Annotated in this window: 14 protein-coding genes; all 14 read right to left on the bottom strand. The window is 45.1% G+C overall.

Annotation, left to right across the window (positions count from 1 at the left end; genetic code table 11):
* Window positions 1-58: 58 nt before the first annotated feature.
* Window positions 59-1,231 (bottom strand): pyridoxal phosphate-dependent aminotransferase, encoded by a 1,173-nt coding sequence (locus UCH003_RS06230; protein WP_060825841.1) that lies wholly within the window; start codon window positions 1,229-1,231, stop codon window positions 59-61.
* A 74-nt stretch (window positions 1,232-1,305) separates the two neighbouring features.
* Window positions 1,306-2,667 (bottom strand): nitrogenase component 1, encoded by a 1,362-nt coding sequence (locus UCH003_RS06225; protein WP_060825840.1) that lies wholly within the window; start codon window positions 2,665-2,667, stop codon window positions 1,306-1,308.
* Window positions 2,660-4,198 carry a sigma-54 interaction domain-containing protein gene (locus tag UCH003_RS06220; RefSeq protein ID WP_060826952.1) on the bottom strand — a complete coding sequence of 513 codons (1,539 nt, stop codon included), beginning with the start codon at window positions 4,196-4,198 and terminating at the stop codon, window positions 2,660-2,662. The genes UCH003_RS06225 and UCH003_RS06220 overlap by 8 nt, the downstream gene beginning before the upstream one ends.
* 103 nt (window positions 4,199-4,301) lie before the next feature.
* On the bottom strand, window positions 4,302-4,829 hold the full coding sequence (locus UCH003_RS06215; protein WP_060825839.1) for a pyridoxamine 5'-phosphate oxidase family protein: 528 nt from the start codon (window positions 4,827-4,829) through the stop codon (window positions 4,302-4,304).
* Between the two features lie 63 nt (window positions 4,830-4,892).
* Window positions 4,893-6,281 carry a Fe-only nitrogenase subunit beta gene (gene anfK / locus UCH003_RS06210; protein ID WP_060825838.1) on the bottom strand — a complete coding sequence of 463 codons (1,389 nt, stop codon included), beginning with the start codon at window positions 6,279-6,281 and terminating at the stop codon, window positions 4,893-4,895.
* Between the two features lie 9 nt (window positions 6,282-6,290).
* The gene (gene anfG / locus UCH003_RS06205; protein ID WP_060825837.1) at window positions 6,291-6,644 is read right to left on the bottom strand and encodes a Fe-only nitrogenase subunit delta; all 354 of its coding nucleotides are present in this window, start codon (window positions 6,642-6,644) and stop codon (window positions 6,291-6,293) included.
* 11 nt (window positions 6,645-6,655) lie between these two features.
* Entirely contained in the window at window positions 6,656-8,224 is a 1,569-nt protein-coding gene (gene anfD, locus UCH003_RS06200; protein WP_060825836.1) for a nitrogenase iron-iron protein, alpha chain, read from the bottom strand.
* A gap of 227 nt (window positions 8,225-8,451) precedes the next feature.
* On the bottom strand, window positions 8,452-9,171 hold the full coding sequence (cysE, locus tag UCH003_RS06195) for a serine O-acetyltransferase (protein WP_060825835.1): 720 nt from the start codon (window positions 9,169-9,171) through the stop codon (window positions 8,452-8,454).
* The gene (speA, locus tag UCH003_RS06190) at window positions 9,168-11,012 is read right to left on the bottom strand and encodes a biosynthetic arginine decarboxylase (protein WP_060825834.1); all 1,845 of its coding nucleotides are present in this window, start codon (window positions 11,010-11,012) and stop codon (window positions 9,168-9,170) included. Before speA ends, cysE begins: the two co-directional genes overlap by 4 nt.
* Before the next feature lie 11 nt (window positions 11,013-11,023).
* Window positions 11,024-12,232: a histidine--tRNA ligase gene (gene hisS, locus UCH003_RS06185; protein WP_060825833.1), complete on the bottom strand. Its 1,209-nt coding sequence runs from the start codon at window positions 12,230-12,232 to the stop codon at window positions 11,024-11,026.
* On the bottom strand, window positions 12,225-12,809 hold the full coding sequence (gene tmk / locus UCH003_RS06180; RefSeq protein ID WP_039674841.1) for a dTMP kinase: 585 nt from the start codon (window positions 12,807-12,809) through the stop codon (window positions 12,225-12,227). The genes hisS and tmk overlap by 8 nt, the downstream gene beginning before the upstream one ends.
* Window positions 12,800-13,285, bottom strand: a complete 486-nt coding sequence (coaD, locus tag UCH003_RS06175) for a pantetheine-phosphate adenylyltransferase (protein WP_173636970.1) — start codon at window positions 13,283-13,285, stop codon at window positions 12,800-12,802. The genes tmk and coaD overlap by 10 nt, the downstream gene beginning before the upstream one ends.
* On the bottom strand, window positions 13,282-13,812 hold the full coding sequence (locus tag UCH003_RS06170) for a UbiX family flavin prenyltransferase (protein ID WP_060825832.1): 531 nt from the start codon (window positions 13,810-13,812) through the stop codon (window positions 13,282-13,284). Before UCH003_RS06170 ends, coaD begins: the two co-directional genes overlap by 4 nt.
* Window positions 13,809-14,624 carry a flagellar basal body P-ring formation chaperone FlgA gene (gene flgA, locus UCH003_RS06165; RefSeq protein WP_144440984.1) on the bottom strand — a complete coding sequence of 272 codons (816 nt, stop codon included), beginning with the start codon at window positions 14,622-14,624 and terminating at the stop codon, window positions 13,809-13,811. The genes UCH003_RS06170 and flgA overlap by 4 nt, the downstream gene beginning before the upstream one ends.
* Window positions 14,625-14,692 lie beyond the last annotated feature (68 nt).

The raw sequence follows: 14,692 nt of genomic DNA, 5'->3' as shown, positions 1-14,692 counted from the left end.
GAGGATTTTTTGAGAAGTTTTAAAAGTAGGGTGCTATTTTAAGCACCCCGGAAGAAAATTATCGTTCGTAATGTTGAACAAAATCGGCAATACGCGCGATACCGTTTCGAATAGTCGCATCATCGGTCGCAAACGAAAGTCTAAAATAGCCTTCCATCCCGAATCCGATACCCGGAACCACCGCCACACCCGTTTTTTCAAGCAGTTTAGAACAAAACTTCATCGAATCGTTTTCGACCGCTTTCGTATTGACGTAAAGATAAAATGCGCCTTCGGGTTTGACGACGCTAAGTTGCGGAATCTTGCTAAAGAGTTCGCAAGCCAAATTACGTCGTTTTTCAAACGCGACGCGCATCGTTTCGATATCATCGTCCACCAAACCCTCAAGTGCCGGAATAGCGGCTTTTTGCGTGATTGAATTGATATTGGACGTACTTTGCCCTTGCAAATCGACGATCGCGTTGACGATTTCTTTGATCGGACATGCCAAGTAGCCAAAACGCCATCCGGGCATCGCGACGGATTTGCTCAAACCGTTGACGGTAATCGTTCGTTGGTACATATCCTCGCTGATGGCCGCAACGGAGGTAAATTTACGTCCGTCAAATAAAATCTTTTCATACATTTCATCGGAAACGACAAGAATTTTCGTACCCTTCAAAACGTCTGCAAGTGCTTGAAGCTCCTCTTTGGAGTAAACCGAACCCGTCGGATTGGAAGGCGTGTTTAGCAACAAGACTTTCGTTTTAGGCGTAATGGCGGATTTGAGTTGCGCCGGCGTAATTTTAAAGCAACTTGCCTCGTCGGTTTCAATAAAAACGGGCGTTCCGTTACTGTATTTGACGATTTCGGGATACGTAACCCAATAAGGCGAAGGAATAATCACTTCATCTTTTTCATCGAGAATCGCTTGAAAAATATTGAACAACGAATGCTTTGCACCGACGTTTACGACAATATCGGAAGGCTTGTATTCAAGATTGTTTTCGCGTTTAAGCTTTCCTGCGATCGCTTTAAGAACTTCGGGCGTGCCCGCGACGGCGGTATACTTGGAGCAGCCTTTTTGAATCGCTTCGATAGCGGCGTCTTTAACGCGTTGAGGCGTGTCAAAATCGGGCTCACCGGCCGAAAAGCTTAAAATATCTCTTCCCTGCGCTTTAAGATCTCTTGCCAAAGCGGTAATCGCCAAGGTTAAAGAGGGCGACAATACTTGAATTCGTTTAGATAACATGCACGTTCCCTTAAAAAAATATCGTCGAGATTATAGCGAAAAAATCCCTATTTCCCTAACACGGTCAAGCGTTTTTATTCTTGCCACGGCGGGTTTTGGTAGACGATATTAAATACGGGGTTTTGAAGTGTCAATGAAAGTTCCGTCGCGAACGCCGCTTCCCCTTCAAATCCAATAAAAAACGGATTTGAACAACGATCGATATTGAAAAAAGGGATATGTGCTCGCGAAGCGATAGCGCAATGATCCGTATCGGTAATCACGATATCGATAGGCTCTTCGTTCACAATTTCTTCAAACTCCACGTTTGGATCGTACATAAAACGTCCTTTGCCTAAGAGCAAATCCACCGCTTTTTCTTTATCGTCTTCATTCAAATTTTCAATCGATATCGCAACGACATGCATCCCGAAATCTTCCAAAAGCGGGATATAGGCCCACGAAAAGAGTCCGTTCAATAAAATCGCGACCTTTTTTCCGGAAAAAAGCGTATGAAACGCTTTACATGTTTCTTGTAGGGCTTTGGTTTTTTCGTGAATCATATTTTCAATTTTACGACACACCGCTCCGTCATTAAACTGCTCCGCAATCACGCGCAATGCATCACACGTCGCGCGAGCACCGAAAAACGAAGTTTCCACGTACGCAACGCCGTATCGTTCTTCAAATTTTCGCGCGACGGGCGTTAACGACTTGGCATTGATTAAAACGTTGAGTTTTGCTTTGTGTGCACCCATAATCGCTTCAACCGCTTCATCACCGCCGAAAAATGCCAAAATGCGCATTCCGACGCGTTCAAAAAGAATGCGATAACTCATCCGTTGGGTTTCACTCAGTCCGTAGCCCCAAAGGTTGATTGCATACGCGGTATCGATTAAAGGCTCTTTCAGCCCGATTAACGTCTTTAAAAGCGCCATACCCGCAATACGTACACCGAAATTTGCAACCCCTAAAAAGCCTGCGGACATTACCGGAACGATCCAAATACCAAGCTCTTGTTGCATGCTTTTGGCAATCCGCTCGATGTCTTCGCCTATCAACGAGCTAACACACGTCATGTAAATAAAAATCACGCGAGGACGATAGGTCTTAGCGATATGGCTAATCTGCATTTTCAGTTTTTCTTCCGCACCGAATATCAGATCGTTGAGTGCCAAAGTCGTGCAAAAATGCTCCGTGCCGTCTTTCTTTTGAATACGCGAAGCGTTATAACATGTCGGAGACGAATGAATCAAATGCGCGCATCCTTGAATAGGACTCAAAAAATTGAATGCACCTTCCAAAGCGCATCCGCTAACGCATGAGCCGGGTTGTAAACGTTCACATGTCGTTTTTTTATCTTTACTCCCGATATGTGAACACGCCGTATCGTCAAAAAGGTCTTGAAATAAAAAACGAGGCGGCGATTGCATAGAATTTTGAGTGACGCTACTCAAGGTAATCACCGATACCGATGTCAAATTTTTGAATTTTATAACCGATTTGACGGTTACTCATTCCCAGTTTTTTTGCCGCTTTGAGTTTGACGCCGCCGCACTCCCGTAAAACTTTAATGATTGTTTGGCGTTCCAAATCTTCCAAATCGGCTTTGGTTTCGACCTCTTTGTTCGTCACTTCGTTTTTTGCCGGCAATACCGAAAGGATCACGTGCGAATCGACATGTAAAGAAGGAGCCAGCAACACGATGCGTTCCATACTGTTTTCAAGTTCGCGAATATTGCCCGGCCATGCGTAAGCTTTGAGCATAGCTTCGGCATCGGATGTTAAAAGACGCTCTTTGCCGTGCCGCCTGCAAAAGTGCTCCAAAAAGTGACGCGCCAACACAATGATGTCATCGCCGCGGTCGCGAAGAGGAGGGGAGAAGATAGGAATCACGTTCAAGCGGTAAAAAAGGTCTTCTCGAAAACGGCCGTCGCGAACCATCTCTTTAAGATTACGATTGGTCGCCGCAACGATGCGTACGTTGACTTTAATCGTTTTAACGCCGCCTAAACGTTCAAACTCTTGTTCTTGCAAAACACGCAAAAGCTTGGCTTGAAGATTGAGGCTCAAATCTCCGACCTCATCGAGAAACAGCGTTCCTTCATCCGCCAATTCGAAACGCCCTTTACGCATCTCTTTTGCATCCGTAAACGCTCCTTTTTCATGTCCGAAAAGTTCGCTTTCCAAAAGATTTTCCGGAATTGCCGCACAGTTTAATTTGATATAAGGTTTTTCTTTACGAAGGCTACAGTTATGAAGTGCTTTGGCGATCAACTCTTTGCCCGTTCCCGTTTCTCCGCTGATAAAGATCGTTGAATCGGTTTGCGCGACTTTGTGAATCATCTCCAAAACGGTTTGAATCGATGCACTGTGCCCCAAAATTTCATGAGGACTTAAAATTTCTTCTTTGTAATAAAGCTTTTCTTCTTTGAGCCGCTTTTTCTCATCGATAATGGTTTGATGCATCTGCTTCGATTGTGCTAACCACGATGCCGTAATCGACAAAATCGTAATCAATTCTTCAAAATTATCTAAAGACTGTTGAGTAAGGCTCACGCCCAGCACGCCTAAGAGTTGATGGTGCGATAACGCCGGAATCGCCAAATAAGAGATTTCGCTTTTCTTCAAACTACGGCTTTTATTGAGAAAAAGGGTATTGTGATGCACGTTCTCGATCACGACGGGCTCTTTAAATTCCGCCGCCATTCCCGTTGCACCTTCACCGATTTTATACGTGCATAAGAGCTCTTGTTGACGACTCAGTCCGATCGAACTAAACACGTACAGTTCGTTTTGTTCGTCGTTTAAACCGTAATAGATGCTTTTATCCATATAAAAATGTTTTTTGAGCAATTGAAGCGTTTTTTCAAAAGCCGTTTCGATTCCTAAAGCACTCTCGCGAAGTGCCAAAGAAATATCGTATAATACTCTAAGCTCTTGATAACGCGGGCAATCTTTTATCGGGCTAATACAGGTAGTATCCACCATCGTCTCCTCAAGTAATATCAACGAACTTTAGCATTATATATTTAATTATATAACGAATATTATACCTTCAGCACGTGCGTAATGCCGACATCTCAATTGCTTATTTATTAAACAATTGATCTTCGGGTACACAGTTTTCTTTGACCGTTATTTCATAAGGAAGCACTTTGAAAACGGATACCGCTTTACCGTCGTGCGACGAGCGATATTTTTCGACTAAAGTGCTCGTAATCGTCGTTTTATAATAATCGGGAGTATATTTATCAAGGATACATTGCAATACCTCCGCCGCTTCTTCGCTATGATCGACCTTAAAGACTTTCCCGAAGATCATCGCACTTCGATAAGAGGTATCGGCATGGCAGGGCATCGGATCGACCGTCGTACCGAATTCATGGAAGAGGGTAAAACAAATGGAGGGATTTTGGGACAAGATCGACTCTTTCTTCCCCGAACCCATTCCGTGAAAATAAAGAGCTCCTTTATGCCAAACAAAATTAACGGGCGTTGCATAAGGAAGGCTCTCGTGATCGATCATCGCAACAATGCCTACGCGCGTTGTTTGTAAAAAAGATTCGATGGCCTCTTGGTCCTGACAGATACGTTGCGTATAACGAATTTTTTGCATACTATCTCCTTTTTGAAGCGAGCGGTTTTGACATGTACATGTTAAACCGCTCCGATGTAAGGCTTACCAAACGTTCAGTAACCACTCTTTGTTGCGTTTGTATTCCATATCCGTAAAAAGCGTATTGGCAATCTCTTCGGCAAGCCAAATAGCACCTGCATAACCGACGACGGGATGACGGTAAAGCCCCGCACGATCGTAAGTCGGAAAACCGACGCGAACCATCGGAATATGATTGTCGATTGCCGCCCATCGTCCTTTGGAATGCCCCATAATCAAGTCGAGCTTTAAACCTTTATTTTTGATGCGATCGTCCAATTCCCACAAATCCGCATTCATAATAATTTCCATATCCCAATCCACGTTGGCTTGAAGTGCTTTGATACGATCGTCTTTTTTATAACCGCTGTTGTCGTCTCCCAATAAAAGTAAAACGGGTTTCATCTCCATATCGATGCAAAACTCCGCCAAACTAATCACAAGATCGGGCGCACCGAAAATCGCAACGCGTTTATCCGCAAAAAACATATGCGCCAAATCGGTAATCGCATCGATCGCAATGCCTCTTTCTTTGACCAAAGCTTCGGGAATCGGCTTACCGCTCATCGTTTGAAGCTGTTTCAAAAACGTATCGGTATTGCGAATTCCGATCGGCGAGGGTCCAATGACGGAGGGAACTTTGAACTTTTTCTCAAGGTATTTCGCCGCTTTACCGCCCTCATAACGATTGAGAGCGATCGTCCCTACGGCATTGGCGGTATCTTTTAAATCCTCAACCGTCGTTTCGCCGTGAGAAACACCGCTTTTATCGGGCATTAACGGCGAATCGAAACTCTCAATCTCAAATAAAACGGTAGCGTCGATTTGCATCATCGCCAATAGGTGTTTGAGAGCCGTAACATCGCCCGGATTGACCCAGCCGGTGATTAAATTGATCTTACCGTTGGGCGTCGTTTGCTCTGCGAACGCTTTAACCAACGACTCGACCGCGACATCGTACCCGCTGATCATACTGCCTTTGAAACTCGGCGTATGAACCGGTACGAGATGGACTTCTCGACCTGCGTACTTCTCTTTTAATAGACCGTTATTGAGCTTATTGATAACGCCTTCAATATCGTCTCCGATAATTTCGGTCGAACATGTCGTAATAATCGGAATAACCCGAACGTGCGGATAGCGCGCCAATAAAACATCCACCGCCGTTTCGACGCGTCCCGTGGCACCGAAAACCGCACTGTCTTCGTGCAACGAAGAAGATGCGATGTCGAAATTGTCTTTAAAATGCTGTGCAAACAACATCCGAACAAACATAACGCATCCTTGACCGCCGTGTACGATAGCGATACAATCTTTAATCCCGATACTGACGTATTGAGCACCGCAAGGCTGACATGTAAAAATGGGATTGATAATTCCCGATCGCTCTTTGGCTCGTAAATCGCATGACATGGAAACTCCTTAATAACGTGGAGAGGTCAACTCTTTATTGAGCGACCCCGTAATCGTAACAAAATCGATGCGTTCTTTAAGCGCGTGCATCAGAACCTCTATGCTCTCTTTATCCATCTCTTTAAGCCACGCAAACCGCTTTTGAAAGGCTTCCGTCAAAGCAAGGGCATCGACCCAATAACAACGATCTTCCGGTGTATCTTTTGCCACCGGCTCTTCGCATAACAGTTGCTTTGCTTTGCTTAAAATACCTTCGTTTTGCCTAACGCGATCCCATTCGCGGGAATGGAATTGCCAAAGGCAGTGCTTCATAATGTAATCTTCCAAGGGTGCGATACGGGCACGAATCGTCTCTTCGTTCATCTTTGCCTCCTTTAAACCGCTTGAGCAGTCGTACTGCGCGTAAGCTCGCTAGGATACGTCTTGGTTCGTAAAGGCGTCACACAATCAAATTCGCCGGTATAAGGCGTTTCTCCCTCGACATGTGCCTCTTCGGGAGTGAGTTTGACGTCGGAAATCATTTGTCGCGTCATAAAGCCTTTATCGATGTTAAAGTCGTCTTTGCTAATATCGATACCCGAGAGCTGATGAATCGGAGAGTAATGCGCATTGTAAATATCGCGAGCAAAGCGCACCCAGCCTTCGAACCCCTTGTACGGTCCGTTATGATACGCATGGGCATTAAGATATTGAATGCGTTGTTTTTTAGCAACTTCGCCCGGTCGAACACCCGTAAAAATGACGTCCGGTTTCATCATGCGCATCGCTTCAAGACCTTCAAGTTCATTCGGATCGTCAATAGCAAGCGTTCCGACTTCCGCTCGGGCAATACCTTTTTCCATATCGCCTTGATGACCGAATTTGGTGTACAAAGAGACGACTTCTACGCCCATCTCTTCGTGAATCGCATTCGCCCAGTGCCACAGTTTCGATCCCCCCGGCCATAAGCAGACTTTGACGCCCGTAAGCCGTTTTTTATACCAATCAAGTTCCGGTTTCCATCGTGCCACTTCTTCGTCGATAATCGCTTGCGCACGATCTTCAAGGCCGAAAAAGCGCGCAACTTTCATTAAGGATTCCGAAAGCGGTCCAAAGCCGAAACCGTCGATGTCAAGACGCGGAATGCCGTACTTGACGCGCAGCTCGTTGCAGATGTATTCGGCAGATCTAGCACATTCAAGCACGTTTAAGTGCGCTCGATGCATACCGCGAAGCTCATCGTACGAACCGTTTCCCGTAAACGTCGAAAGCACTTGAATGCCCATACGTTTAAAGAAATCGCACATCACTTCGCAATCGCCTTGAATATTGTAGTCGCCGACGTAATTGATCACGTAATCGCTCGTGATTTTCGGCTCTACCGTACCGACTTTTTCGTTAATCCACGAAATGTTGATCTTATGATGACCTCCCGACTGACTCGGTCCGCCGAATCCCGGTGCGTTGCATACGAAAATATCCGTACCGGGCAATTCTTTCATTACTTCGCGTGCCATTGCTTCCATATCGTCGCCGATCAACGCCGACGCGCACGTTTGATAAACGGTCATACGATTAATCTCGGGATGCGCTTTAAACGCTTCAATCATATTTTTTTTCAACAAATCCATACCGCCGAAGACGACATGCGTCTCTTTCATATCGGTTGCATGGGTGTATTTGAGCTGGAAGTTGTCGTTATCGCTAATGTAACGCTTCGTCTGCCACGTGTCGTACGTACATCCCACGGGTCCGTGGCTCATATGGATCGCGTCTTTCATCGGCGTACCGATCACGTGCTTTGCACCGCAATAGGCACATCCGCGTTCCGAAATCGTTCCGGGAATTGTGGCCAAGTGTCCCTCGGGAAGGCACGTCGTTAGATCATCTTCTTCCCCTTTTAAAACCGCATGTGATTTCCGTTCCGGAATACATGTACTACATTCAAACTCATGATACGGCATGGTCTTCTCCTTTGGTGTGATGAATGATTTCATCTCCTAAACTGCATAGAGTATTCCCGAAGGTTAAAGAGCTTAAAAGTGCCTATTTTAGGCTATTTGAAAAAATAAAAGAGGAGTGGAGAAAAGCATCTGTGTACAAATATGTACAAAGATACGTTCATAAATGCATAGGAAAAAGGGAAGGATAGAGTGTTAAAGGCGCGAAAAGCACGCCTTTTGCGGTAGAATTATTCTTTAACCGATTCCAAGTAGCTTTTGTAAATAGCTTCCAATTCGTCGTCTTTGACTTTCACGTTTTGGTCTTGATGACTTTGCAAAACGGCGTCTTCTAAAATCTTAATACGTTTGAACATGTAGATAAAAAGCTCTTTGTTAATATCGGGAAGTTTATTATGCGCCATCGGGCTTTTGTCGCGCCCTTTTTCGATCACGCGTGCGGGTACGCCCACGGCGGTGGAGTCGTCCGGAATACTCTTAACGACCACCGAATTGGAGCCGATACGGCAATTTTCGCCGATCGTGATGTCGCCTAAGATTTTAGCCCCCGAGCCGATAACCGAGCCGTTTTTGACCGTCGGATGGCGTTTGACGCCGCGTTCTAAACTCACACCGCCTAACGTGACGCACTGGTAAATCAAAACATCGTCTCCGATTACCGCCGTTTCACCGACGACCACGCCGAAAGCGTGATCGAAAAAGACGCGTCTGCCGATCGTACATGCGGGGTGAATGTCCATATTGGTAATAATCTGGGAAATCCCCATAATCGCTCGCGCAAGGGTACGAAAACCCCTGACATGTAAGGCATGGGCAATACGGTAATTTGCTAATGCCCATACGCCCGGATAGTTGAAAAAAAGCTCTATTTTAGAATTGAGTGCTGGATCGTGCAAAACGGGTTGGGAAAAATCTTCCTTGATTTTTTGCCATAAAGAGATGTCGCTCATTGCGTATTATCCTCGTTATTGATCGTTTTCAAATAACCGTTATCGTTCAAAAAGAGATAAATCTCACCTAAGATATGTTTCTTCTCTTTTTCGCTGATAATATCGGAAGCTTCGATACGATCGTTCAGGTTTTCTTGGACTTCTTTAATATCGTAATCTAAATCTTCTAAAATATCGCTAATGCTTTGAGACTCTAAGATATTTTCAATCTCATATCCGTCGTCGTCGATGCGAATCGTCGCCTCTGTGGGATGCGTAAAGAGATTGTGTTTCATACCTAAAACCTCTTGATAAGCACCGACCAAGAAAAATCCTAAAAAGTAATCGCGTTGCGTAACGTCTACGTCATGCAAAAACAGCGGCGTTTCGGTACTAAAGCCGATTTCGCCGTCGCTATCGCAGGTAATGTCCCAAAGCGAAGCCGAACGCGTCGGAACTTCGTCCAAACGATCCAAAGGCATAACCGGAAACGTCTGATCGATACCCCAAAAATCGGGCAAACTTTGAAAGAGGGAAAAGTTGACCAAATAGCGCTCTTGAACGCGATCTTGAATATCCAAAATTTCGCTCAATTTTTTATCGGCACTAAGTCCCACCGCTTTTTTAATAATCAAGTTAACCAAAATTTCGGTATTGGAACGGTCTTGAAGATCGATGTAACCCAAATCGAACAAGGTCAATAAAGATTCCATATGATCGATACTGTCGTGAAGGAACTCAAGAGCGTTTTTACGATTCATCGTATTGAAGAGATCGTACAATTCCTGAACGAGAGGAGGGTTTATCTCTTTAAGACGCAATTTTTGATCGGTATACTCTTGCGAAAAAAGCTCCAAAACGGGCGCAACCAAAACGGCATGATGTGCCGCGACAAAACGTCCCGACTCGATAAAAATATCCGGTTCGTGAACGTTTTTTTGCGTTGCGATGTCTTTTAAAAGATACACGACGTCGTTGGCGTACTCGCCCAAAGTATAGTTTTTATGTAAAGTCGTTTTATGTTGCGAATATTCGACCGCCAAACCGCCGCCCAAATTGATCGCACGAAGATTCGTCGCACCCATGCGGCAAAGCTCGGCATAAATGTTGCCCGCTTCCCGTAAGGCTTTTTTCAAAGGTGCAATGTCGGTAATTTGCGAACCGATATGAAAGTGAATCATCGTAAATTTATCGAGGAGATTCGCATCGCGAATCATATTGACCGCTTCTAAAAGTTCGGTAGAGGTTAAGCCGAATTTGGAATTGATGCCGCCGCTTTTTGCCCAAATACCGATTCCCGAACTGTGAAGACGAATGCGAAGACCGATATTGGGAACGCACCCGAAGCGATCTTTCGTGATCGAAATGATGCTCTCAAGCTCGTTCAAGCCCTCGATGGTCAGCGTAATATTATGCCCCATCTCCGCGGCGATAAACCCCAAAGAGATCATCTCGTTGTCTTTAAAACCGTTAACGGTAATCGGCGCATGCGGATTGTTGTATGCCATCGCCAAAATAAGCTCGGCTTTCGATCCCGCTTCCAAACCGTAATTGTATTTTTGTCCCAATGCGACAAGGTTTTTGACGAAATTTGGGAATTGATTGACTTTCAAAGGATAAACGGCACTAAAATTTCCCTCGTAGTTAAACTCTTTTTTAGCGTCGGCAAAACTTTTGTAGATCATTCGAATCTGTTTTTGAATCAAATGAGGAAACCGTAATAAAATAGGACCTCGAATACCGTCTTTTCGTATCTCTTGAATAATTTCGATGAGTGAAGGTTCACATCCGGTGTTGACCTTGACTTTACCGTCTTCAATAAAAAAGTTGTCGTTTCCCCAGGTTTTAATACCGTAGTCCAATGTTTTGCTCCTTAAAAGTTCTCGATAGGCATAATGCGTTCTTCTTTACTCTCTAAATCCTTCACCCACACCGTTTGATTTGCCAGCTCGTCTTCACCGATACATACACAAAATTTTACATAAAATTTATCGGCGGCTTTGAGATGATTTTTAAGCGATTTGGGCTCGTAACTCGTTAACACTTGCGCAATCGCGCGTTTTTGCTGAACCAACGTATAAACGCTTGGTAACGCCTCGTCGCATAAAGCGGCGATGTAGTATCCCTCACGTTTGGATTCGGGCATTTTGACCAAATCCATTAAACGCTCGATCCCCATCGCAAAACCGACCGCGGGAGTAGGTTTTCCGTCTAAAAATTCCACCAAACGGTCGTAACGTCCTCCGCCGGCAATAGCGCTTTGCGCTCCGATTTCGGAACTGACGAACTCAAACGCCGTTTTGGAGTAATAATCAAGCCCGCGTACCAACTTAGGATTGACGCGATACGCCATCCCGAAATGGTCTAAAATCGATTTCAACGTCTCAAAATCATTTTGACATGTAGGGCATAAATGATCAACGATTAACGGTGCGTTTTGAAGCAACGTTTGGCAATGTTCGTTTTTACAATCAAGCACGCGAATCGGATTGGTCGTTTTTCTTCGTTCGCAATCTTCACACAATCCCTCGACGCTTTCTAAAAACGAGACCAAACGCGTACGGTAAGCGGGCATACACGCGGGGCAGCCTAAGGAGTTGATTTCTAACGTATAACCGATACCGAGGGCTTCGAAAATCGCTTTAATCATTAAAATAATCGTTGCGTCTTCTCTCACGTTCGCTTCGCCGAAACTCTCCGCACCGAATTGGTGAAATTGTCTAAGTCGTCCTTTTTGCGGTCGTTCATAGCGAAACATCGGTCCATGGTAAAAAAAGCGTTTGGAAAGACCCGCTTTGTCGTATTTTTCCTGAATAAAAGCCCTCACGATGCCTGCCGTTCCCTCGGGACGCAAACAAACGTCGTTATCCCCTTTATCTCTAAACTGGTACATCTCTTTACCGACGATGTCGCTGCTTTCGCCGACACTGCGTTTAAACAACGCCGTCTCTTCCAAAATCGGCGTTTCAATAAACGAAAAACCGTAATTGCGGGCAATTTTAGTACATGTATCGATCACGTACATGTAAACTTCATTGTGCGGGAAAAGCGTATCTTTCATACCGCGTAATGCATTAATCATGTAAAAATTCCTCAATCTGTTGATAAATTGCTTCGACGCTCTGCGTTGCATCGACTTCCAAATAGCGTATCGGCAAGCTCTTAACGATGCGGCGCATTATAGCTTGAATTCGTAACAAATAGCTTACGCCTCGCTCTTCGATCGCATCGTTTTCTTTTACGCCTAAACGTTTTTGGATCAATGCTTCGTCGGTCAAAAAAAGAACGATTTTATCGGGATAGGTTCCGTGTAAGGCCAAACGGTTCATTTGAAGCAAGAATTCGCCCTCGATTTCTTCGTGATTGGCGCAAGCGTAGGCGATACCCGAGACAAATCCCCGATCGCTAATCACGATGCGTCGATCGCGATGCGGTTGAACGACCGTGTCGTAATGCAACGCACGATCGGCTAAAAATAAGAACAACTCCGCATACAGCGACGCTTTTGCCTCACCGTTTAAGAGTATCTCGCGAAGCTTCATACCTAAGGGCGTACCGCCGGGCTCTTTAGTCGCGAGCACATCGGGATTTTTTTGTTCAAAAAGGCGCACTTGCGTGCTTTTTCCGGTCGTATCGACCCCTTCAAAAATTACATACATAAGAGCTTTCTTTCGACAAAAGGTAAAACGGAAGAGGGAATTAAATGCGATACGTTTCCGCCGTGTTTAGCGATAGAGCGAACCACGGAAGAGCTAATAAACGCATTTTTCAGGCTCGGCATCAAATAGACCGTTTCGATTTCGTTCCAGAGCGACGCATTGGCGTAACCCATCTGCAATTCAAACTCAAAGTCGCTGACGGCACGAAGGCCTCGAATCATCACGCGAATATTTTTTTCTTGGGAAAAACGTACCAACAAGCCGTCAAAAGCTTCTACATGTACGTCTTCCAAATCGCTCACGGCGGCTTGTGCCATCTCGACGCGCGTTTGCACGTCGAACATCGGACGTTTTTCTTCCGAAAACGCTACGGCGACGAGTACTTTATCGAAAAGTTTACGCGCCCGCTTAATCACGTCCATATGACCGTTGGTAATGGGATCAAACGTCCCCGGATAAATTGCAACGCGCATTATGCTCCCTCCCATCGTTTAAATAACGTATGTTCGATACCTAAAAGATCAAACCATTTACCGATGAAAAAGTTTTCCATCTTTTCCAAAGAATCGACATCGGCATAGTAGCCCGCAACCGGCGGCGCGATATGAACTCCGAGCACAGAGAGTTTGTGCATATTTTCCAAGGCGATGGCAGAAAAAGGCATTTCACGCGGAGCCAATAAGAGCGGTCGTTTTTCTTTCAACATAACGCTTGCACTGCGCGTTAAAAGATTGTCGGCGATACCGTAGGCAATTTTTGCCAAAGTGTTCATACTGCACGGAATAATAACCATGGCGTCGCATTGAAACGAACCCGAAGCACTCGGTGCCGCGATATCGGTATCGTCCAAGCGGTGGATGGACGCGTGTTCCTTTTCGAAAACGACTTTAGCGTGATCGGAAACAATCACATAAGACTCGATGTCGCAAGGAAGCGCTTTTAAAAAGGCTAAGCCCAATTCCACGCCGCTTGCGCCGCTGATACCGACGATAAGGCGTTTCATTCGAGAATGACCGCTTCGTTGGCGGACACGATTTTTGCGTTTAAAATTTTACCTTGTTCGGTTTTGATTCTCACGATATCTCCTACGTCACCGTCATCTAAAAGGGTTGCTTGAACCTCGATGCTTAAACTTTCGTCTTTATACAATGCTTTAATAGCCGATTTTTTTGTCACGAGACGTTTGGGTTCAAAGAGATAATCGGTAAGAATTTGCCCCTCTTTGACGGTGCTTTTTACCATTAACGTTTGCGTGTTTTCACGGAGCATAGCGCGGTTCGGTAATGCGTCTAATCCGACGAGCACCGTTTCAAAATCATCGTTGCCGAGGATTGTACCGTTAAGCAAATTACGTTTCGCTTTAAATACGCGTGCTTTAGCGTCCATTTCATACGAGAAGTAAAGCTTCCGCTCTTTGTCGCCGACTTTAAAAAGTGCAACGAACGAGCCGCTGTTTTTACGAAGCGTATTGTCGCTTAAGAGAATATCGATAAGTTCGTATCGCTTAAAATCGGCCGGTAAAGAGGCCTTCGTTCCAATATGCGGTTTGCTCTCGATCAGTACGTATGGAGCTGCGGCTTGAAATTTTTTCAAGAAGAGGGCTTCGATCGCGTCGGCTTTGCCCATTAAACGGCACTCTTTTTTAAAAACGACGACGCCTTCGCTCGTGTCGACGACGCTGATATTGCGGTCGTTAAAAAAGGAGAGAATCGCGCCGCTCATAACGGTGTATTGCATACGATCTTTAGGAATTTCGACCAACACGGGGTCGTCTTTGGAATGGGCGTCTTTGTAACCGAAAAAAGAGGCTCTCACGTCTGATTGATCGACGCAATAAGTTTTATCGATGTAAATCGTTTGGGAAAAGAGAAAGGAAGAAAAAC

It is taken from the genome of Sulfurospirillum cavolei (genome assembly GCF_001548055.1).
Classification (GTDB): domain Bacteria; phylum Campylobacterota; class Campylobacteria; order Campylobacterales; family Sulfurospirillaceae; genus Sulfurospirillum.
The sequence above is the reverse complement of the archived record's forward strand: the minus strand, read 5'-3'. Positions and strand labels throughout refer to the sequence as shown.